The organism is Anaerorudis cellulosivorans (assembly GCF_025943985.1).
In the GTDB taxonomy this organism is placed as follows: domain Bacteria; phylum Bacteroidota; class Bacteroidia; order Bacteroidales; family Dysgonomonadaceae; genus Anaerorudis; species Anaerorudis cellulosivorans.
In genome coordinates this window covers 1-22,989 of sequence record NZ_JAPCWE010000018.1, presented here as the reverse complement: position 1 = coordinate 22,989, position 22,989 = coordinate 1, and the positions used below count along the sequence as shown (strand labels likewise).

The window sequence follows — 22,989 nt, the reverse complement described above, 5'->3', positions numbered from 1 at the left end:
TAGGATTCATTGTTTGTTTTGTGGGATTTATAATTCCTGCAAAATCACAAGAATCAATGGAAATATACACTCCTATAGAAATGCCATCAGTGCAAGTAATGGCAAGTAGTGAATTCCCGGGTTTCCCTGCTGTAGAAACAATCAATGGTAGCGGAATAAAAAACCGCTACCATCAATCACAGAATTTGGGTCGTACAATGTGGATCTCACTGCCTTCTCAAAGTGAAACCCGAGCTCATAAAAAAACTAAAACGGGTGTTGTATGGCTGTTATATTCATTTGATCAGGTGCAGAAAATCGATTTTTTGGAAATCTGGAATCATAATCAAAATGACCACACAAATAGAGGATTACAAAAAGTATACTTTCAATATTCCTCAGATGGTGAAGAATGGCATATTTTAAAGAATGGTGATAAAGATTATTTTATTATTCCGAAATCAACAGGATGTAAAGAAGAACCGGCCGATTTCCAGTTAAAACTTCCCGGACTCTTGATGAAATATTTTGTAATTACAGCCGATTTGAAAAATGGCAATTATTATCACGATAATTCGGTTTTGACCCGACAAGAAGCTGAGGAACATAAACAAAATATAGATATTTATGGATTAAGTGAAATAAAATTTTATGAATCAAAGAACATTCCTATAAGTGCTTTGCCAACCATAGAAGATTTTTCTTTTAAACCTTCACAAGCTTATCGTAAATCACCGAAAGGGCCGGAAAGGGAGTTTACAATTAGATTGAATGATCCTCTTTATACCGGAGGGCAATTTATAATAGAGGTGGCAGGAACAAAACAAGTTCATAAAATTTTGCCTTCCCCTCTTGGGATTACAAAATATACATCTGTTTTTCCCAATGGTTTAATGGAAAATGAAAAGAAAATATCTGTTTCTTTTTTTTCATCACAGGGTTCTGTAAAAAAATCATGTCTTGTGCCGGCAGCAAGGAAATGGACAGTTTATTTTTTACCTCATTCGCATGTTGATATCGGATACACACATAATCATGAAGAAGTGTTGGCCAAACAATGGCGTAATCTTGAACAGGCTATTCATTTAGCAGAAACTACCTCTGATTTTCCGGAAGGCGCAAAATTTCATTGGAATTCCGAAATAACATGGCCGATTTCCGAATATTTGAAACAACATAAAGGGACGACAAAATCAAAACGTTTGATAGATGCGATCAAGGAAGGAGTGATCGGAGTCGATGCATCTTTAGGGAGTATTTTGACAGGGATTTGCAAACAGGAAGAAATCACACACCTTTTTGACGATGCGCATCAAATAGAAAAAGCTACGGGTGTAAATATTTGTACAGCAATGATGTCTGATATTCCGGGGGCCACATGGGGTATTGTTACTTCCATGTCTCAAAATGGGATAAAATACTTTTCCATGGCTCCCAACTATGTCCCTTTTTATTTGGTTGGAGGTAGTCGCGTCGGGAATATTCATCCGGAGTTAGGAGATTTTCCTTTTTACTGGGAATCGGGTTCTGGAAAAGAAAAAATTCTTTTTTGGTCGGCAAGTAAAGGATATTCATTTTTTCATAGCTGGTTGGAGGATAAATTAGCTGCTTGTGGGACAGAACCTATTTGGGATTACCTGACAGAATTGGAAATGAAGGAATACCCTTATAATATCACTTATATGCGTTATACGATTGAGGGTGATAACGGGCCTCCGGATAAAGAAATGCCGGAAATAATACGTGCGTGGAATGAAAAATATGAATACCCAAAATTTATAATCGGTACTACCAAACAGCTATTTACAGACTTTGAAGAAAAATATGGGGATTATCTTCCGGTAATGAAAGGAGATATAACGCCTTATTGGGAAGACGGAGCAGCTTCAACTGCTGTTGAATTGGCTATGAACCGCCGCAGCTCAGATCGTTTGAATCAAGGAGAAATTTTATGGTCTTTAATCGACAAAACTAATTATCCTGAGGCGGATTTTTTAAAAGGCTGGCGAAATATTGTCTTATTTTCCGAACATACTTGGGGGGCAGCAACGAGTGCATCAGAACCTGAATCACAATTCACAAAATTGCTGTGGTCTCAAAAACAAGCTTTTGCTCATCGGGCAGATTCTTTGTCCAAACACCTTTACCTTTCTGCTTTAGCCCGAATGAAGGTTCATAAAGGAACAGAAGAATTTGTACAGGTATTCAATACACAGATATGGCAACGCACGGATGTAGTTTGCATTGAAACCCAGAAAGATTTATCGGATAAAATGCTTATTGATGAGGAAGGAAATAGAACTTATTTGCAAAAAAAAGGAGAGAACGGTTGGTTTTTTGTGGCTCATGATGTTCCTCCCTTAGGCTCGAAAGTCTATTGGATAAAGGATTTAGAGGAAATGCCGAAAGAAGCATTTATATATCAAAACAATACATTATCAAACAAAATTCTTTCTTTTTGTGTGGATACAACAAAGGGAGCTATTATCTCTTTAAAAATAGAGGGGGAAGATTGGAATTATGTTGCAGAAAAAGGATTGAATCAGTATATATATTCGGGGCGAAACGCTACTCATATACAAGAAATCGACAGTATTAAGGATATCAAATTGGTTAACAACGGTCCGGTTTTTGCAACCCTTAGAATTGTATCAGTTGCTCCGGGAGCAAATTCTTTAATAAGGGAAGTTACTATTTATAAAGATATTAAGCGTATAGATATAGCCAATATTATCGATAAACAGAATATTTATGAAAATGAAAATGTACGCTTTAAGTTTTCGTTTAATATACCTAACAGTCAGCTGAAATTGGATATACCTTTTGAAGAAGTAGCGCCTGAAAGAAACCAATTGCCGGGCAGCAATAAGAATTTTTTTTGTGTAAACAACGGGGTGGCTATAAAAGGCATGAAACATAGTATTTATTTGGCCACTACGGATACTCCTATTTTGGAAATTGGAGAAATGACAGGCGAGGATTGGATGGAAGACAGAAAAGAATTTCTTGCATGGAAAAATGTAGCAAAACATTCCTCTACTCTTTATTCCTGGGTAATGAATAATTCTTGGAAAACCAATTATAAGGCTTCCCAAGGTGGTATATGTAGACTAAATTATTCTGTTATTCCTATTCAAAATGACTCAAAAGATTACAAACGTAGAGGAATCGAAATTTCACAACCTTTGGTTGCTACAATTTCTTATAGCCCGATTCCCATAAAGAGTTTATTTATGCTGAGCGGGCATCATGAAATTGCTGTTTCTACTATTCGACCCTGTAAAAATAGTAGCAATTTGTTGGTTCGTTTGGTGAATACTTCTCGGTGGCCTGTCAAATCTTCATTTATCTGGAATGAGACTATTCCTTCGAAAATTTATGAATGTGATAATGACGAAACGATTAAAAGAACTTTTAATGGAGAATCGTTTTGGATGCAACCTTATGAAACGTTGACTCTAAAATTTGAATATTAATGTTAAAGATGAAACGATTGAATTTAATTGTTATTTATTTGATGATATTATTCTCTTTTACTGCGAAAGCTAAAGGAGAAAAATCGTTGAGTGACTATGTTGATCCAAACATTGGAACCGCACATTGCCGGTGGTTTTTTTATACTCCGGCAGCTGTTCCATTTGGTATGGCGAAGTTGGCACCTTCTACCGATGCTCACCTCGGCAATCCCGGCGGTTGGCAGGCAGTTGGTTATGATTTTCGTCACACCTCGATTGAAGGATTTGCTCATTTTCACGAATTCCAAATAGGAGGCGTTGTACTAGCTCCTACAGTAGGTCCTTTGCAAACTGTACCCGGAGAGCTTGACAATCCGGATGGAGGATACCGCTCTCGGTTTGATAAAAAAGACGAAACAGCAAAGCCCGGTTATTATTGTGTGTTTTTAAAGGATTATGGAATAAAAGCTGAATTAACCGCAACAAAAAGAGTGGGTTTTCACCGCTACACTTTTCCAAAGTCGGAGCAGTCGAATCTGATTTTCGATATAGGCAATAAACAAGGTGAAAGTGGCGAAGTGAAAGATGCTTATGTGAGATATACTTCTGATGGGAGAATTGAAGGGTATGTAATTACATGGCCTGTATATGTAAATATTTATCAGCCCGGAGCAGATATCCGCATGTATTTTTCGGCAGAATTGAATAAAAAACCGATTAAGGTTGGGTCGTTCATTAAAAATACGATTTATCCGGGTAAACAAGAAATTGCAGGACAAGGAGCAGGACTTTATCTGACTTTTTCTACCAAGGAGAATGAAACAATCGACGTAAAGGTAGGACTTTCCTATACTTCAATAGAAAATGCACGGTATAATTTAGAAGCCGAAGGTAAACATTTAAACTTTCAAGATGCCAGAAAATCTGCCAATGAAGTATGGAATGATTACTTGGGGAGAATCATTGTTGAAGGGGGTAAAGAAACCGATAAAGTGAAATTTTACACAGGACTTTATCATGCCTTGTTGGGGCGCGGATTAGCAAGTGATGCAAATGGTTATTATCCTAAAAATGACGGTTCCGCCGGACGCATTGCGCTTGATGCAAAAGGGAATCCTCTCCATAATCATTATAACACCGATGCAATTTGGGGAGGTTTTTGGAATTTGACCCAACTTTGGGCTTTAGCTTATCCGGAATATTATTCAGACTGGATTAAAAGTCAACTGCTGGTATATAAAGAAACCGGATGGTTAGGAGACGGAATTGCATGCAGTAAATATGTATCGGGGGTAGGAACCAATTTTACGGGTTTGGCCATTGCTGCCGCATATAATTGCGGTATACGTGATTTTGATATAGAATGCGGATACGAAGCTGCTTTGAAAAATGAAGTAGAATGGCGCGGACGTATAGAAGGGGCAGGGAAAATGGATCTTCGCCAATTTATAGAGCGTGGCTATTCGCCTTATGAAGAACGATTTGATATGAAAACTACCGAAGAAGGATCCGGATTCGGTGCTTCACATACGCTGGAATACAGTTTTAGCTGTTTTGCCGTGTCTCAGTTTGCTAAACAGTTGGGGAAAGAGAAAGACTATCAGTGGTTATCCGAATTATCGAAGGGGTGGAAACTTCTTTTTGATAAGGAAACTCTTTTAATCCGTCCGAAAGATACGAAAGGACATTTTTTGAAAAATTTTGATCCGTTAGCTCCCTGGAAGGGCTTTCAAGAAGGAAATGCGATGCAATATACTTTTTATGTACCACATCATATTGACCAATTGATCGATTTAGTAGGGAAAGATAAATTTAATAATCGATTGGACAGCATTTTTTCATTGTCTCGAAAAAATCTATTTAGTGGCGGTACAGAATTGAATGCTTTTGCCGGCTTAAATGCGTTATATAATCATGGTAACCAACCTAATTTACATATATCATGGCTATTTAATTTTTCCGGAAAACCCTGGCTATCGCAGAAATGGGTACACGCTATTTTGAACGAATTTTACGGTATTGAACCCCTTCATGGTTATGGTTATGGACAAGATGAAGATCAAGGACAGTTGGGAAGTTGGTATGTAATGTCCTCAATAGGATTATTTGATGTGAAAGGATTAACAGAAATCAATCCGAAATTGCAGATCGGAGCGCCATTATTTGATAAGGTAACGATCTACTTAAATCAACATTATCATCCCGGTAAAAAATTTGAGATAGAATCAAAAAAAACAACGGCTGATGCATGTTATATTCGTTCAATTATGCTGAATAATAAAAAACAGAGCACCCCAATGTTACCTTTTGAAGAAGTAGTGCAGGGAGGAAAAATGGTAGTGGAGCTTTCGGAATACCCTGATATGAATTTAACTGACTGATAAGATGAAGAGGAAGATTGTTACATCATGTATAGGCATGCTGTCAGCAGTATCAGTGGCACATTCTGTTTCGGCTCAGAATAATGGGCCTAAATCTCCTAATATAGTTTGCATTTTTGTGGATGATTTGGGGTTCCAAGCTATTAGTGCTTACGGACATCCGATTTCTAAAGTTGCACCAACTCCAAATATTGATCGCGTTGCGAAAAATGGAATGCTTTTTACCCATTCATTTGTTGAAAATTCGATTTCTACACCTAGTCGTGCTACCTTATTGACCGGTTTATATAGTCATCAACATAAACAAACTCGTCTGGGGTGTTGCTTGGACACGACAAAAACGTGGTTTACGGAGTTACTTCAAAAAGAAGGATATGTTACGTCTGTTTTTGGAAAATGGCATTTAAATGTGGATCCTAAGGGATTTGATTATTATGATATTTTATTTGACCAAGGTGAATATTATAACCCGGTGTTTCGCCGTCCGGATACTAAAGGAAAATATATTCCGGAGAATGGTTATGTTACAACACTAATAACAAATCATGCAATAGAATGGTTAGATGAAATTATTCCTACAAAAGAGCCTTTTTGTATTTTGGTAAATCATAAAGCACCACATCGCAACTGGATGCCGGATCTTCCGCATCTAAATTTGTTTAATGATGTCGATTTCCCTGAACCTCCGACATTGTTTGACGACTATTCAACGCGAGGGCCACAAATGGAAACACAAGAATTGACTATTGCTCATCATTTGGGATATGCTTTTGACTTGAAAGTTGAAGAATTAAAGGATGAACCTACTTTGCAGTATATCAAGGATAGTTGGCCTGTGGCAATGGATCGTTTAACAGCTGAGCAGCGAGCTGTTTGGGATGCTGCCTACAAAGAACAAAATAGGGAGTTTTTAGATCACAGACCTGTGGGAAAAGAATTAATTCGATGGAAATATCAACGATATATTAAAGATTATTGCCGAACTGTTCGTTCGATAGATGAGCAAGTGGGCCGTTTACTTGACTATTTAAAAGAAAAGGGAATATTGAATAATACCATTGTTATTTTCACTTCCGATCAAGGTTTTTTCTTGGGTGAACATGGTTTGTACGATAAACGTTTTATGTATGAAGAGTCTTTTCGCACCCCTCTTCTTATTTCATATCCTCCGTTAATAAAAAAGCAGTCTCAATGTGATGAACTTGTTCAGAATATTGATTTGGCTCCTACTCTTCTCAATATTGCGGGAATTGATATTCCTGAAGATTTTGCAGGGAAATCATTATTACCTCTTTTTAAAAATGGCAAATGTAATGAGTGGAGAAATGCGTTGTATTACCATTTTTACGATTATCCTGCTGTAGGGAATGTACGTCAACATTACGGAATTAGGACGAAAAGATATAAGTTGATTCATTGGTATGGTGCCGGTTATGGGAAAGATAAGGAGATAGATTTTTGGGAATTATTTGATTTGAAGAAAGATCCAACCGAACTTCATAACGTTTATGGCGACATACACTATAAAGAAATACAGAATGACCTTAACGAACAACTTATTCAATTACGTAAAAAAATCGGAGTGTCAGAATAATGATAATTTATGGGATCTGTAGGAAGTGTAGGAAGTGTAGGAAAGTGTGATCAGGAGCGGATTTCAGACACATACCGAAGCGTAGGAAAGTGTAGGAAAGCGTAGGATTCTCCGTATTAGTGAGGAATACAGACGTATAGAAAGGGGCACCGTAAGATGTATAGGATGTATAGGATGTATAGGATGTATAGGGTGCGTAGGATGTGCGGGATATCGCGAATTTTTGCGGGTTGCGGTCATGGCGGGAAAAAAGGGTATTACGGCGTTGTGAAAACTAGCGGAATTTGTATTCGCTCAAATGTTATGGCGGGAAAACGGGGTTACCGCCGGATTTTGGACACGAAACGGAGGCTGCCGACCAGCAAAACGAGAAGGGCGATGCGTCCGCACCATAGCTGAAAGTGCCGGAAACCGGTGAGGGGGGCTTTTACCGTTTTGACGACTTCCACGGGATAGGCAATGCGGATGGTGTCGTTGATGAAGACGGAATCGGTGACGAGGTTGTTTTTGTATACGTACCTGTACCGCTCGAGAAGGATGGTGTCGGCTTGTTGACGGACGAAAACAGAGTCGTAACGGAAGACGGAATCGCGGACAAGGCGGTCGCGGTGATGGATTTTTACGGTTTCTGCGGGAATAGATTGCACCGATTTGCAGGAGGGGCAAAAGACCGGCAGACACAGGATGACGGTTATCATGATTTGATTTTTCATCGGAAGAGTGAGTTTGCGTGCGCCTTAACGGCAGTTTCGGCGCAAGTGTTTTCTATAAATTTTTAACGGGTAATTCTTAGTTTATGTTGAAGGGCAAAGCCGGCTTCGATTTGACGGGTATCGGCGGGTATGCCGTTTTCTACCCGACTCATGGCGGCGACGATGCGTTGGTATGCTGCACCGTCGGCAGAGGTGAGTGTTTTGTTTCGGGGGATGCCCGACCATTTTTCGACGTTTGCAATATAGCATTCCGTGTTGTTTTCGGCCGGCGGTGCCCAACGGGTTATGATTTTTTCGATGGTGTTGCACCCTCGCGAAAGATAGGTTGCAAGGATGACAAAGGCGGCGCGGTATCCGTAAGACTCGGACGAGAAAGTTTTGAAACCGGTGTCGTTTCCCTCGATTTCTCCCTGAAAGCGATCGGCACTGTGCCGGATATTTAACGGGTTGTTGTTGCGAAGTCCTCTCGGTTTCATTGGGTTTCCTCCTGTGTTTTCGCGTTTGTGTGAGTCTCCGCATTTGCGTGATTTTGCACATTTCCCGGCTTCTGTTCATTTTTCGGCGTAGTTGAACTTGCTTGATTTTCTGAACTCGCCCGGGTCGCTGAACTTGCTTGATTTTCTGCACTTACTTCATTCCTCAAACTTGCCCGAGTCGCTAACCCTGCCTCATCCCCTGAGGTTGCTTCTGTTTTGCAACTTGCCCGATTTCGAAAGGTTTCCTGCGTTTGTGCATTGAGAAAAGCAATGAGGGTTTGAATTTCTTCCTTGTTTTCGAAAAATTTCAAGAGCAACCGTTGCACTTCGGCAATATTTTTTTCCTGCTGTTTCAGGTTTTCGAAAACGGATTTGGCTTCGACCAATATAATGCCGATGGCGCCGACAACCGAGAAATAGGGCATTTTGAACACGACGCTTGCCACAACGTCGGCTATGGAAAACATGATCATGAGGCCGAAATAACCGGTAAGCTTGGTGATGGTGCGCCGATAGCCGTAACTGGTACGCATTATTTTTAATTGCCGGGCACGCCGCACGCCGAAAAACAAGTCCACGATTACCGACAGGAAAACGCAGGTATAGAGCACGGCCAACACAGCGAAGAGGCCATCCAAATGAGTCCATTCCTCGGTTATTGCAGAAGAAAGAAAAAGTAATTTCATTTTTATCGATTTTTAAAGAATTATGCTAAAATGATGGTTCGAAGATTATACTGAAAGATTATGTTGAAAAGATTATACCCAAAAAATATAGTAAAAAAATGTCCGAAAAATTGTAACGAACAGGATGCAAATGAATGGGATGTTGCGTAAACAGGTTGCCGGATGGATAAGAGAATGCATAGGATATTGACTTTATCTGAAGACGAATTTACAACTTAAAATATTGATTGATAATGGTTTAGTGTTTTCTGCGTTTGTTTACATCGTCTTGCTGTCCGGAAATTTTTTTCTTTTCAACGATTGTTCGTAATTTTGCTAATAACAAACGAAACATTCGGAACGCTCACAAATTAAAATTCAGGAATCAGCGGCTTTCGAAAATTTGTTCGTAATTTTGCACAAGGATTAGGTCCAAGCTATAGTTTGGCGAAATCGGCAAGAAAGGTGAGTTTATGATAATGAATAGACCGAAAAAAGATATTTCACTGCGAACGGTAACGGTCATGCGCTACATTGTACCTCTGCGTGAGGGGGGTTCGTTGCCGGCATTAGTAGAAGCGGATGACGGTTTTAAATATGTACTCAAATTCAGAGGTGCCGGGCACGGCGTGAAAATGTTGATTTCGGAATTGATGAGCGGACAGATTGCATCGCGTCTCGGATTGCAACTCCCGGAGTTGGTTTTTGCGTATCTTGACGACGATTTCGGCAAGTCTGAAGGTGATGAGGAAATTCAAGATTTACTCAAAGCAAGTGAAGGTCTGAATTTGGGAATGCATTTCTTATCAGGGGCTTTGCCTTACGAGCCGTCGGTTAAAATCGATCCGTTACTTGCCTCGAAAATTGTATGGTTCGACGCTTTCACAACGAATGTCGACAGAACGGTTAAAAATCCCAACCTCTTGTTGTGGCACAGAGAGTTGTGGCTTATCGACAACGGCGATTCGTTTTACTTTCACCATTCGTGGAAAGATTTCGAAAAACATGCGCTCAGCCCTTTTTCTTACAGTAAGGATCACGTTTTGCTGCCTCAGGCAACGATGCTCGATGAGGCCGATGCGTTTGCGCATGCGGTGCTTTCGGATGATTTTTTCGGAGAAATTGTGCGCCTGATTCCCGACGATTGGCTTCATTGGAAAGGTACGTCGGCATCGCCTGACGAAATCAGAGAAGTATATTTTGCGTTTCTCAAAACGCGATTTGCTCATTCTTCAACCTTTGTAAACGCTGCAAAAAATGACCGCTAACGACTTGAATCTCTTTCAGTATGCCGTAATTAGATTCGTGCCGAATATCGAGCGTGAAGAATTTGTGAACATCGGGTTGATCATGTATTCAAAGAAAGCCCGATACATTCGGATGGAATATCGGTTATGTGCCGAAAAATACAAATCGATTTGTCCGGCAGGTCCCGAGTACGAGGAAGTGGTGATCATTCTTGCCCATATGAAAGATATTTCGTTGGGAAACCGACAAGCAGGGCCGATTGCCGCACTCGATTTGCCGGAACGCTTTCGCTGGCTGACGGCAGTGCGAAGTACCGCTATACAGTCGTCTCCCGCCCATCCCGGAAAAACAGATGATTTGGATGCCACATTCGATCGTCTTTTTCACGAATTGGTGCTTTAATGCTGTTCCGCGTTCAACAACTGTTCGATGTTGCCACGAACCGCAGCGACAACCGGGTACTGTAATGCTGCACCGCTTTTGCCCGGTATCGAAACACCAGGTGGTGTAATCGGGGAAAGCGAAAAACCGGTAAAAAATCACGCGTAAAAATGGCTCTATTTATTGCACTTTTCTTACGAATCTTATCGAATCCGTTTGGCAATGTATGTCAGAAAAAACTTACCGCCTCGCGACAAAATCCGCTTTGGGTAAATTTTGTGGGATTTTTCAGCTTAAGCATTCTGAGCCTTCCTTTTCTCGGAAAAATTCCATGGAGCAGTTTCCCTCCCATTTTCTGGATTTATTGTGTTGCAGGAGGATTGTTGGGTTCGTTGGGAAACGGATATTTGATAAAGGCAGTTGAAAAGGGTGATATTTCGCTTCTTGGTCCGATAAATTCCTACAAATCGTTGATCAGCTTGTTACTGGGAATTCCGCTGCTTGGCGAGTTGCCCAACCTGTGGGGTCTGGTGGGTATGGGATTGATCATTTTCGGCAGCTATTTCATCCTCGATACGCTTCCCGAACGGTTTTCATGGCAGGTGCTGAAACGACCCGAAATCAAATTTCGAATTTATGCAATGCTCTTGACAGCCTTGGAGGCAATTTTCATCAAAAAAATCATCATGTTGTCTTCTCCCAACATTTCATTTGTGGTGTGGTGCATTTTTAACACGGTGTTTTCTTTCCTTTTTCTGTTTATTTATCGTGTTAGTCCGAAAGCACAACTCCGCGTTATTTACAAACGAAATATTCCTGTTTATTTGGCGCTTGTGGCATGTATGGGAATCATGCAGATGGCTACCAATTATTCGTTTGCCCACATGCCGGTTGGTTATGCACTTGCGTTGTTTCAATTGTCGGGAATTATCTCAGTCGGCCTCGGATATGCGTTTTTCAACGAACGAAATATCCGGAAAAAACTCTTAGGAACGGCTATCATGATAATCGGTGCCGCGCTCATTATTTTGTTCGAATCTTAATTCAACCTTCAAATACAACCGTATGATTGAAAAAACTTCGCAGCGTAGTCGAACTTTCGAGTTCAGTCCAACTTCCGAGGTTAGTCGAACTTCCGACAAATTCCTGTGAACATCATTAAATCATCAAAAGTGTACGCCGAATGAAAATTATCCTGTACATTTGTCGTGTTTCGCATTCTATCCACGTAACGAAGAAGAATAAGGATTGTGCCTACAGATAAGAAGAATATAAGCGGTTTTGTCTTGACCGGCGGCAAGAGTTCGCGGATGGGCTCCGATAAGGGGTTGATGCCGTTCGATCGTAAACCGTTGGTGCTGCATGCGCTGGAAACGCTCGACGAAGTTGCGGAGCAGGTTATGATCAGCGCCAATGATGCGGTGTATAGCCAATTTTCGCATCCGGTTGTGCCGGATGTGGTTCACGACATCGGACCTATGGGCGGTATCTACTCCTGCCTTCGGCAATCGGCAACGGAATTCAATATCTTTTTGCCATGCGATACTCCTTTTGTCCCGCCTGATCTGTTTATCTTGTTGTTGCAACATATCGGCGACCATCCATGTGCCGTGCCGGTGCACGACGGCAATAAAATGGAACCGCTTTGTGCGGTTTATCGAAAAAGTTGCCTGGAAACGTTTGCCGAATTCATTGAGAAAGGCTGCTACAAGGTGCACGATGCTCTCGCGCGGTTGGGTTATGCGGCAGTGAAGATTGACGAAACAACCCCGTTTTACGACAACCTCATGTTTTTCAACCTCAATACCCTACCCGATTACCATTATGCGCTTCACTATATCGAAAATCGCAAGAAACGAGAATCCTAAAACGGAAAATTTTACTTTTCTCCTTCGAAATAGGCAATAATTTCGCTTGCCAATGTTTCCACGTTACATTCGGATACATTGTAAATCGCCGAAGGATGCAGATCCCATTTGTTGATGACATCATTCACACATTCCAAGCGTACCGACAGCACGATAAACAGTTGTTTTTCCAATGGAAGTGCGTTCAATTCGTCGTGCCAGCCGCCACCTTCGAGTTCCAATTTGCCGATTTCGTCGATCATCAACAAGTTGGCATCCATGGCTCGAGCAATGGCTTTTTGTCCCAACTCCAACCCAGCACTGTCTATGGAAAAAGCGCCGATTCGCAAGCCGGTGTCTTCGTTGTCTTTTCGCAACAAAGGCTGTTCTTCGCAGGTTGCAACGTTCACTGCCCGATAGCCGATGATCTCGCCGTTATCGCGGATTTTTTTGGTGTAAACGCCCCCCACTTCAAATCCCCGCTTTTTCAATTCATGGGCAGTTTCCGACAGAAAACGCGTTTTACCGCTTCCTTTTTCTCCTGTAACAATCGCAACCGTGGCCTGTTGTCGCTGCCGTGTCCCGATTTCATGCATTCGATATTCGGCATACGACATGAATTTTCGAATAATGTCGATGGGGTGACTAAAAATCGTTTTCAGGTTGGGCACCAACGCAATCATGTTGGGCAAACTTTCGGTTGACAAATCGAGTGCGGTATAAAGCGAGAGAAGCGATTTTCGTTGGAACATTTTTTTGATTTTCGGACTATAAAGTTCTGTACCGATGACGGAAAAGCCGATTACAACGACAATGGCGCGTACATTCATTTCGATGCCGATCAGTGTTCCTTCACCTAACGATACCCCGCCTTGAAACTGCGAAAAAGCCACAGCGGCAATCACCGTAATAAGGAAAAACGAAAGCCACAGGCGGGGTCGCGCCAGACGGCGCAATGCTACTTTGTAGTGCATGATCCAGCTTGCAATAACGGCAATGCTCATGCCGAACCAATATCCGGCGGGTATGAAGTTGGCCGTAACAAGTACGGCACCGACAGCCAACAAATCGAAAATCAGCCAAATGGTGGAAAAGGGGAAATGCGAATATTTGGGAATTAGCGTGACGGGTGGGTTGTTTTTATCGTCCATCGGTTGCGGCATCAAATCGGCCGATTCGATGCGTTTTCCGATGGAAATACCGGCGATGGCCGTACCCATTCCCAATAAAACATAGATGATCAACAACAATACGATGGGAGCCCAAACCATATCGATATCGGTATGCAGTTGTTTTTGGGCATAGAGCATGATGCTTTCGTAGAGTTTCACCAAATTGTATCCGTAAGCAATTACCTTACCGATGATGGCCTGGACTAAATTCCAGGACATGGCCAGAATGGCGCCGATGGCTAATCCGATGTGGTTTTTTCCGAACAACCTGACCGACGCTTCGAGCAGGAGTGCTTCACTGAAGATGGCAATCATCGGCCCGAAAATCACCGCACTGGGCGACATGGTTTTCAACAAAGCACAGATTACGCCGGCACGCCAAAACAATCCCTTTTCGTTCCAACGGTAGCTTGCCGATATAAGAATGATTAATCCGATGGCGGTAAGGATGTGGCCACTGAACGGCACCCTGAGGTTGTGCAGAAAACTGCCCCATACAATCTCCACCGATGCCCACATCGAACCCATGATGGATGCTTTGATCCATTGTTCATTCAGCTGTGCTTTTGTTGTTTCCGTTGTTTTCGCGTTCATCGGTTGGTGAAAAGGGTGAAGTTACTTAATTCAATTGAAAGACCAGTTTGGTAAAATAGTTTCTTCCCGCTTCGGGATAACCTTCGGCATAAGCATAATTGGTGTCGAAAAGATTATTCAGTCCCACGTAGAGCGTCAATTGTTTCCACGAAAACGCGCCCTGCAGGTTGAACAGATGAAATTCGCCGGCCGTGATGCCGTAGGAACGGCTGTATCGGCGCGAATAGTATTCGTGGGTAAGGCCGACCTTTGCCCAACTTGTGGGTTGATACGACAAATGGCTCCACACCTTGTGTTTCGGAACATCCGTAAACCGTAAATCGGGATCCGATAGGTTTTTTTGAATGATGAAGGAATAGGAGGAAGTCAAATCGAGATTTTTCAGGATCGCATAGTGCAAACTTGCATCGAATCCGCGAAAACGGGCTTTTCCTGCATTCTGTATTTGCGTGAGATTTCCTTCGACATCGTTTACCAATTGAATAACGTCGTGCAACCGGATAGCATATACCGAACCGTTGAATGCCAGATTTTTACGTATTTCGTATTGAAATGAAACATCGAAATGGGTGGCTTTCTCGGGTTGTAGTTCGGGGTTGGGAAGCCCCTGCCCCATCTTGTACGAATACCGTTCCTTGAGGGTGGCGAACCGTGTTTTTCGCGCCACATAGGCCGACATCGAAAAATTGTCGGCGGCCGTCCAGTTGGCCGATAGTTGTGCATTGACGGCCTGATGCGAGTTTTCGGGAAACGTGGTTGTCCCTTCGTCTGTGACCTGATCTTCGGCTTTCAGACTTTTTTGCCGATTGTAAGATAATCCTCCGGTCAATGCCCATTTTTCGTTTATCGTATACCGATCGTCCAACCCCATGCTCCAAACAAAATCGCTATTGGTGAGCTGCGGACTCCCTTCGTTATGCGATTTGTGCTCGTTACGATTCAGCTGAATCGAAAAATTCAACTGATTGTCGGCGATGGAGGTATTCGATAAAATCACGTTTCCGCCAACGTTTCGATCGTTGTATATGCTGGTAAAAGCATATTTTTTGTTCTGCGTGGTGTACGACTGATCGTCGTAGCTTTCCATTACGTTATAAAACTTATCCGCATAAATACTTGTCTTAATATCGTTGTTCGTGTTTATCCGGTTTTTCGAAATGAAATACAGACTATGCCTTTCCCACACGGGCCATTGCCAAAATCGGGCTGATTGCTTGTCGTCGCTGCCGCTGTACGGCGGATTCCCTTTTGCGTTGTTCTGATAATGGTAGTTGAGGGTAAACTCCTGACCCGGGGAGGAAAGGTATCCGATTTTCAGGTTTACTTTCCGAAAATCGGAATAGGAATTATCTCTTTTTCTGTCGGGTTGATACGTAGTGGGTTGATAGTTGTGCGAGAGCGTAAAATAGTCGGTATGACGCTCATAATAACCAACTTGGGCAAAGAATTTCTCCCTTCGGCTTCCGGCGTTTACTCCATATTCATACGTGTTGCCACTTGCCAGGCCGGTTATTGCCTGCAGATTCACTTTGTCGGTGGGTTGAAAACTCACCAGATTGATGCTCCCGCCAATGGCGTTGGGCCCTAACGACATGGGTGTAAGGCCTTTTGTAAGCGAAACCTGCGCATAATCGAACGTGGTGAGGTGTCCCAAATCGATGTCGCCATCGTAAGGCATCTGGAGCGGGATTCCGTCCACGAAAACGGGGATACCTCGGATATCGAATCCACGCACCAGGATAGTCGGCTCGAAACGACTGCCCATATTGGCATAGATCACCGAGGGAATCGATCGCAACGCTTCACTCACGTTGATGTTGTTCATCTGCAGATTGAAATCCTGACCGACCGTATTATCCGATCTTGGCGCAAGCACAACGACTTCACCCAGTTGAAACGTGTTCGATATACCGGTTGTGTCTATCTCTTCGGCCTTTGCAGAAAAAAACAGTAAACCCACAAACAGTACTGTCAAGTTTGCTCTTTTCATTATTCCACACGTTACCGGATAAAATCCAAGCCGGTTCGTCTCGTTTTTTTCTTGGCAGGTGGAATGAAGTACACGTTAGGATTTGTTCCCATCTGCGGATGAAGTGTTTCGACGGGATTCTCGCGAATGAGTTGCGAAACATCGCTATCTTCATCGTTCAGGTCGCCAAAGAAACGGGCGCGTTCCGGACAAACGTCGATACAAAACGGATTCAGTCCCTGGTCGATGCGTTCCACACAGAAAGTGCATTTTTCGACCACACCTTGATATCGGGGTGTAACCCCCTCTTCTCCAAGCTGAACATCGCAATGTTCGTAACGGGGTTCTTCGGTATTCGCAATGCGCACGCCATAGGGACAAGCTTGAACACAAGCCCTGCATCCGATGCATTTATCGTAATCGATCAAAACCAACTTGTCTTCTTCTCTTTGGTAAGAAGCTCCCGTTGGACAAACATCCACACAGATCGGATTTTCGCAATTCTGACAATTCAGCGGAATGGAATAACGCACGGGATGTTCATACGTACCTCCGGCCGTATCGATTTGATCTCCGCCAACCGTAATCACCCTGTTCCACCATAAACCATCGGCCAGATTGTTTTTTATTTTGCAACCTACCGCACAGGTTTGACATCCCACGCAACGGGTAAGGTCGATAACCATTCCCCAACGTTTTTTCTTTTTCTTATCGTTATTTTCCATAGCTGTTATCCTTTCCATTTTTCTACTTCCACCAGAGCATCGAAAAACGACATGCCATAGTGAACCGTATTAATATGATTTTTTGTAAGTTCCTGATAACCTCCTTCTTTAAACTGATGACGCTGCCAACCTTTGGGAATGGCGGCTCCACCGTCGTTGATAGCATCGTCCACTACGAGGCGTACCACGCAATGGCCGCGATCGTTGAATACACGCACGTAATCGCCGTCCTTAAGTCCTCTTTTCTCGCTTTCGCGACGATTGAGATAGACCACCGGCTCGGGATCTATTTCACGCAGTACTGCAACATCGTAGAATGTGGTATGCACCCGCCATTTGGTATGCAGGGTACTCAGTGCCAACGGATATTTTTTGATGAGTGGATTGTCGAACCATGCTTCGGCCGGCGGTTCGAAATGCGGCAACGGATTATGTCCCTCGTTTACCGGCAACTGCAGTGCAGGCATGGTTTTCGGAAAAACGGTTGCCACCCCTTCGGAATAAAATTCGGCACGACCGGTGCGCGTGTAAAACACGCCGTCGGCAAACGGAACGGAATGAGGATCGGAGAGTCGAGCGATGCCTTTTTCTCTAAATTCTTTCAGAATTTCTTCCTTCCTGTCCCCAAAAAGATTTCCCAGCACGTCGAGAATACCTTCTATCTGATCTTTGGCTTCCCCCATGAAATACTTGCCATATCCCATTTTCTGCGCCAAAAGTTTGAATATCTCCCAATCGCCCTTGCTTTCGCCCATCGGTTCGATGGCTTTTTCCATCCGCATCACATACGGATGAAGTCCGCCGACGATATCGTCGTTTTCGAACCAGCTGGTGCAGGGCAGAAACAAGTCGGCCTGACGTGCGGTATCGGTCATAAACATATCGATGCAGCAGATGAAATCGAGTTTCTCCTCGCTGAACATCTCCTCGATCGTCACCTTTTGTTCGGCGTGATTGCTTACCACGTTTCCCGTAGTTAAAATCAGTCCTTTGATAGGCCAGTCTTTCGAAACGGGTGTTTTGGCCGTTGGACCTGCAAGCGGATTGCCGGGATCTTTGGGTTCCCACATATCCACTTTCCCGGTGAGAATAGCTTGCTGCAACAGCACGAAATTGAGCAGTTCGGCTTGCGTGCCCGATGGACTTGTCCATGGTCCCATCACCGCATCCGATATGGTATATTGTATAGCGCTTTGCCCCATTGTTCCGAGTGGAGATGCGCCTTTTTTCCCGATTTGTCCGGTAATTACACCGAGCGTAGCAATCCCTCTGCCTACCTGATCGGCATTGTCCCATCGATCTATTCCGAATCCGGGATATATGGTGGAAGGTGTATTGGTGGCGTAAATTCGGGCTATTTCTCTAATTTTTTCTGCCGGTACGGTTGTTATTCTTTCGGCCTCGTCAGGCTTGTATTTGTCGGCTTCGTCCTTCAACATTTGCAAGGCAGTTTTCACCTGCAAGGTGTTGCCGTTGTGCAGCTTAACGTCGAATGTCCCCAATAATTCGGGCCGGGCAACCGATTCGACCGGTTCGATTTCGCCCGATTCCGAATCCACGACCACATATCCGGCTTGATCGCTTCCGTCGATATCGCTCTGACGGAGAAACAAGCCGTTGTCCTGACGCACCAGGAAAGGAGCTACCGTGTGTCGAATGCAATAATCGCTGTCGATCAGGTTTTCTTCTATGATAACCTGTATCATCGACAAAGCAAGTACCGAATCCGATCCCGGTCTGATTCTGATCCATTCGTGCGATTTGGCGGCGGTCTCGCTGTAACGGGGATCGATACAGATCAATTTTGCTCCGTTTTCCATTGCATCGAGCACGAAGTGCCAATTATGCACCTGCGAATCGGTGATGTTCGTTCCCCAAAAGATAAGGGTTTTGGCATAGCTTAAGTCTTTCGGTTCCGGTCCCAAAAAGAGGGAGGCCATACCGCCTGCCATATTGGCCACAACCTGCGACATACCGGTAGGCATACCGAAATCGACACCATCCACCACAACAGTACCTTCAAAAATGTTGGCAAAACGTTTGATGGCACCCGGCATGCCGCCGTTGATGGCAGCATAACTCCCCGACCACGGAATAAAGGCAACCGCTTTCGATCCATATTTTTCGCGAACCCGGTTAAGATTGGTCGAGAGAATATCGATAGCCTCGTCCCAGCTAATTTGTTCGAATTTGTTTTCGCCACGTTTGCCCACACGTTTCATCGGGTGAAGAATGCGCTCTTTGCTGTTAACACGCTGTGGGTGTGACAGTCCCCGCAGGCAGATACGATTATAGGAGGGATCGGGAAAAGGCGCAGCCGATGTTTGAACCAGTTTCCCGTCGCGCACATGCGCATATAAACGGCAGTTCATCCAACAGTTGGGAACACATGCCGAAAACTTTTTTATTTCTGTACTCATAATTGTAATTCTTTCATGTTGTTATACCAAAGGTGAAACACGTAAACCGGCAAGCAACTGACTATATCGGAATGAAAAACTTCCGAGAATGGTGCAGACGCCAATCCACATCATGCTTGAGGCAGGGAAAATGCCATTCGTGAGCATCACGACAAGCATGGCAATGGGCAGGAGCGATCCCACGATTTGCGAAAACCAAAACCAACCCGACGCTTTTCCTTTCAACAGGTAGTTGATCGATGCCCTGATGCACGGATTTTGCACGCTGTTGCGTTCGAATAAATAGACAAACACCGACACGAGCGTGATAGCAAGAGTAGCAATAAATACCACGTAGAACGACGATGGAAGCGCTTCGCCGTTGGCTGTAACCATCCACCCCACAAGCCCGAAACTGCTGGTTAGCGCATATTCGAAAAACAGAATCGGGGTGAAAATGCTGTTCCAAAAAGGAATATTCCGCGAATAATAGAGCACAAATCCCGGATAAATCATGATGATAAAGGCAAAGAAAATTGCCAACACAATAAATATCCTACTTACGACATCGGCTTGCGAAAATACGGCATCCGACCAAGGCAGGGAGGGAATTAATCCGGGCAGAACATACAGTACGCCGATTCCCAAAAACGCAAAATCGGAAATGGCTCCTCGCGAAATCCATGCTTTTTTGGGTTTAAGAAGCGAGTTCAAAAACCGAAACGGTTTCCCGAGGTCGAGAATCAAAATCAAACCGCCGATGGCTACCAAAACCAACCCGACAATGTCGATAGCGTTCATTCCCAAAAAAAGGCCGCTGCCACTAATGCCGAAAAATTGGCGCAGACAAAAAATGCCGCTCCCGATACCCATTGCCCAAAACCACAGCGCATGCCATACACGCCAATGTGTTTGCGGAACATAGTGCAGAGCAAACCTGTCCACAGGGCGCTCGTTTTCAATAATGCTTGGTGTTATTGTCCACATAGTATTACCTTTATTTATGATCGTTCGTATTGTATTAAATTAAACAGGAATCGAAACAAAACAACTGTTAACCGGGAAATATTCCCCCTCTGTAGCATCTCTCCGGCTCAAATTCCACATCGATTCTCAAAGATAAAAAATACCTTGGAATTATCAAACAAAATAGTGCCAATTTCCCGATAATAATGCCTAAATTTTCAGGTTGCGCAAATCGAGTGATGATAGCGGTGTAATGGTACCGCCTGTAGCGCTCAAAAGGGTACCGGCTATAGCGGTGGTATCCTTTGAGCAATATTATCAGTGAGCGACAATGTATTTTTGGAGTTCGGGTAATTCTACAATTTCGATACCGTCGAGGAGTCCCATCACGAAACGCCCGACGCCATCCATGGAGCAAACATCCGGGGTGAGCATCCATTCATTTTCAGAAAGTTTGGTGAGGTATTTCGAAGCAAGGGGAAATTCTTCCACCAAAAGGTGTTTTACCCAAAGTATATGCGCGACAAAACCTCGATCCCATCAGTTTGGGAGAATTGATCGACTTGATTGGCAACGTTGGCAGTATGGTTAGTTGCCGACTTCGAAGCGCTTTTCTGTCAAGTTACAACTATTTTAATACGGGCTGAAAAGCTTGAATCTGCACTAAACCGGCAATTAACTATACCGCTTGTTAGCGTTTCGTGCTTTTTTTATTGCTATCAACAAGACATTACTCATAGAAAATTTTATTTGAGATTATTCAATATCTCTATATAGCGTCGAGTTGCAAGGTCGTTTGGTTCTCCCTTTTTACAGAAAGTAAAGTTTGCCAATTTAGCGTTGGGATTCTCAATTATAATCTTTCCATCTACCATTTTGGACTTTAAAACATTTAGTGCATCTAGGAATCGAGTGTCATTTTTAGCTCTTTCATAGAATGATAAAACGTAAACATAAAAAAACAAATTATACCGGAAGAACGGGTATTCCACTTTCATGAATAATGTACCAATTCCATAATGGCAAGGTCCAAGAGGTTTGCGAGTTTCCCAATGGCTGAGTAAGGATTCTACTGCTTTATCAAGTCGCTCGTCTTTATTAAGGTAAATTGAGAACCTGAACGCGTCTAAGGCTGCTAACGTTGTTCCTGGATTTGAGAAAGCAGTTTCCATGCCTCTCCCAAATTTATAAGTATTGCAACGCCAGCCACCATCTTCATGCTGAATTTCCAGAAGATGTTTAAATGTCTTTCCAAGCCTGATGTCATTTGCATAACCCAAACGACATAATACTCTTGCAACATTAGCCGTATGACAAGGATAAATTGCACTTTTTGGAGCTATTTGAAATCGTCCATCTTCTCTCCATAAACTAAACATTAACTCACCCGCTTCTTTCATTATTGCAGTCACGGTCGATTCCAACTCTGCAAGCATTAACACACTTTCAAGAGTTGAAAATGGGGCACCTTTGTATATCCGTCTATCAGGAGTAGCCCATAAATCATCTCCGTTGTCATAACGTTTTGCAATAATTGCTTCTATGTCCGATTCATAACGTTTTGTCAAAGTTACGGTACTATTATCATGTTCTATACTCCTGTCCTGGCAAATTTATGCAGTATGTTTCTTGTCCTCTTTGCATGAACGCTAACGCTTTATTTACGCCATAAATATACAACATTTGTAAATAAAAATTATAAATTAAGAAAATTATTTTTGCTTTTATACTTGATATTGAAAGACAAATTGCATATTATCAATAGGATAAACTGTTTTTTTATTTGTAAGTTCAACTTAGAAGTGCGAATTTCCCGATAAGTTTTACATAGGTTTTTAAAAATAAAACGATGAAAAACACTGCGGGGGATTGCCAAACGGCTGGGGGTGCAAAACCCCCAAAGAGTGTCAGAATCAACCGGCAACATAATTTACCAAAAAATGAGTTTTACAAACAATTAGTGTAAATTCGCACTTGCCGGTTGACTCTACAAAAACTAAAATATAGAATGAGAATATTAACGAATAAATTATCTTTGCAACTGATGCACTATTGTTACTAAAAATGCTGCATTATTGTTACCGAAAGTGTTGCAGCGTTGTTACTAAAAACGCTGCACGCGAAATTACCGAAAATGCTGCATTCTTATTTACCGTTTACAGCGGGATTAGATAGCACTGACCTATCAACCGTGAACTAATATATTTAAAAACCGATGAAAACCTCAACCTACTTGACCCGCATTGGGTATGAGCCGTTGTTGTGCCGTCGTGTTTTATTTTGTTTTATATCTATCTACATTGCTGTCCCATTAAAATCTACAATAGCTCTTTGAAATATTTGAAATTTAGTTAGTTGTATACAATTTTCGATTAAACGGATTTGAATTCTCATCTTTGTGATCCTAATATGGATTGCAAATGCA

17 protein-coding genes are annotated in these 22,989 nt (G+C 42.8%); 7 read left to right on the top strand and 10 right to left on the bottom strand.

The genetic code is table 11. The annotated features are described in order from the left end of the window. Nucleotides 1–56: 56 nt before the first annotated feature. The 3 genes from OLM34_RS09900 to OLM34_RS09890 are packed head-to-tail and all read left to right on the top strand — an operon-like array spanning nt 57 to nt 7,409. A complete protein-coding gene (locus OLM34_RS09900; RefSeq protein ID WP_264407007.1) occupies nt 57–3,455 on the top strand; it encodes a glycoside hydrolase family 38 N-terminal domain-containing protein in 3,399 nt (1,132 codons plus the stop codon). Beyond that, nucleotides 3,455–5,815, top strand: coding sequence for a GH92 family glycosyl hydrolase (locus OLM34_RS09895; protein WP_413777221.1), 2,361 nt, complete (start codon nt 3,455–3,457; stop codon nt 5,813–5,815). The genes OLM34_RS09900 and OLM34_RS09895 overlap by 1 nt, the downstream gene beginning before the upstream one ends. Before the next feature lie 4 nt (nt 5,816–5,819). Next, nucleotides 5,820–7,409, top strand: coding sequence for a sulfatase family protein (locus tag OLM34_RS09890; RefSeq protein WP_264407005.1), 1,590 nt, complete (start codon nt 5,820–5,822; stop codon nt 7,407–7,409). 320 nt (nt 7,410–7,729) lie between these two features. On the opposite strand, the gene OLM34_RS09885 is transcribed toward OLM34_RS09890, so the two are convergent. The 3 genes from OLM34_RS09885 to OLM34_RS09875 form a co-directional block, all read right to left on the bottom strand. Further along, the gene (locus OLM34_RS09885) at nt 7,730–8,122 is read right to left on the bottom strand and encodes a hypothetical protein (RefSeq protein ID WP_264407004.1); all 393 of its coding nucleotides are present in this window, start codon (nt 8,120–8,122) and stop codon (nt 7,730–7,732) included. A gap of 62 nt (nt 8,123–8,184) precedes the next feature. Further along, nucleotides 8,185–8,598, bottom strand: coding sequence for a structural protein P5 (locus OLM34_RS09880; protein ID WP_264407003.1), 414 nt, complete (start codon nt 8,596–8,598; stop codon nt 8,185–8,187). Continuing rightward, entirely contained in the window at nt 8,595–9,284 is a 690-nt protein-coding gene (locus OLM34_RS09875; RefSeq protein ID WP_264407002.1) for a phage holin family protein, read from the bottom strand. Before OLM34_RS09875 ends, OLM34_RS09880 begins: the two co-directional genes overlap by 4 nt. A 479-nt stretch (nt 9,285–9,763) precedes the next feature. Between OLM34_RS09875 and OLM34_RS09870 the strand changes: the two genes are divergently transcribed. The 4 genes from OLM34_RS09870 to mobA all read left to right on the top strand — a co-directional run bounded on the left by OLM34_RS09870 (nt 9,764) and on the right by mobA (nt 12,760). Then, nucleotides 9,764–10,531, top strand: coding sequence for a HipA family kinase (locus tag OLM34_RS09870; RefSeq protein ID WP_264407029.1), 768 nt, complete (start codon nt 9,764–9,766; stop codon nt 10,529–10,531). Next, on the top strand, nt 10,521–10,913 hold the full coding sequence (locus tag OLM34_RS09865; RefSeq protein WP_264407001.1) for a DUF3037 domain-containing protein: 393 nt from the start codon (nt 10,521–10,523) through the stop codon (nt 10,911–10,913). The genes OLM34_RS09870 and OLM34_RS09865 overlap by 11 nt, the downstream gene beginning before the upstream one ends. 149 nt (nt 10,914–11,062) lie before the next feature. Continuing rightward, on the top strand, nt 11,063–11,935 hold the full coding sequence (locus OLM34_RS09860; RefSeq protein WP_264407000.1) for a DMT family transporter: 873 nt from the start codon (nt 11,063–11,065) through the stop codon (nt 11,933–11,935). Nucleotides 11,936–12,142: 207 nt separating this feature from the next. Next, nucleotides 12,143–12,760 carry a molybdenum cofactor guanylyltransferase gene (gene mobA / locus OLM34_RS09855; RefSeq protein ID WP_264406999.1) on the top strand — a complete coding sequence of 206 codons (618 nt, stop codon included), beginning with the start codon at nt 12,143–12,145 and terminating at the stop codon, nt 12,758–12,760. An 11-nt stretch (nt 12,761–12,771) separates the two neighbouring features. Here the strand turns inward: mobA and OLM34_RS09850 are convergent, their stop codons facing one another. The 7 genes from OLM34_RS09850 to OLM34_RS09820 all read right to left on the bottom strand — a co-directional run bounded on the left by OLM34_RS09850 (nt 12,772) and on the right by OLM34_RS09820 (nt 22,132). Next, nucleotides 12,772–14,505: a nucleoside-triphosphatase gene (locus tag OLM34_RS09850; protein WP_264406998.1), complete on the bottom strand. Its 1,734-nt coding sequence runs from the start codon at nt 14,503–14,505 to the stop codon at nt 12,772–12,774. A gap of 25 nt (nt 14,506–14,530) precedes the next feature. Beyond that, on the bottom strand, nt 14,531–16,495 hold the full coding sequence (locus tag OLM34_RS09845) for a TonB-dependent receptor plug domain-containing protein (RefSeq protein WP_264406997.1): 1,965 nt from the start codon (nt 16,493–16,495) through the stop codon (nt 14,531–14,533). Nucleotides 16,496–16,506: 11 nt separating this feature from the next. After that, on the bottom strand, nt 16,507–17,217 hold the full coding sequence (locus OLM34_RS09840) for a 4Fe-4S dicluster domain-containing protein (RefSeq protein WP_264406996.1): 711 nt from the start codon (nt 17,215–17,217) through the stop codon (nt 16,507–16,509). After that, nucleotides 17,205–19,619 (bottom strand): molybdopterin-containing oxidoreductase family protein, encoded by a 2,415-nt coding sequence (locus OLM34_RS09835; protein ID WP_264406995.1) that lies wholly within the window; start codon nt 19,617–19,619, stop codon nt 17,205–17,207. Before OLM34_RS09835 ends, OLM34_RS09840 begins: the two co-directional genes overlap by 13 nt. Before the next feature lie 21 nt (nt 19,620–19,640). After that, complete coding sequence (locus tag OLM34_RS09830; protein WP_264406994.1) at nt 19,641–20,585, bottom strand: DmsC/YnfH family molybdoenzyme membrane anchor subunit; 945 nt, start codon at nt 20,583–20,585, stop codon at nt 19,641–19,643. Nucleotides 20,586–20,882: 297 nt separating this feature from the next. Next, nucleotides 20,883–21,056 (bottom strand): hypothetical protein, encoded by a 174-nt coding sequence (locus OLM34_RS09825; RefSeq protein ID WP_264406993.1) that lies wholly within the window; start codon nt 21,054–21,056, stop codon nt 20,883–20,885. A gap of 254 nt (nt 21,057–21,310) precedes the next feature. Further along, nucleotides 21,311–22,132, bottom strand: coding sequence for a prenyltransferase/squalene oxidase repeat-containing protein (locus tag OLM34_RS09820; RefSeq protein ID WP_264406992.1), 822 nt, complete (start codon nt 22,130–22,132; stop codon nt 21,311–21,313). Nucleotides 22,133–22,989: the final 857 nt, after the last annotated feature.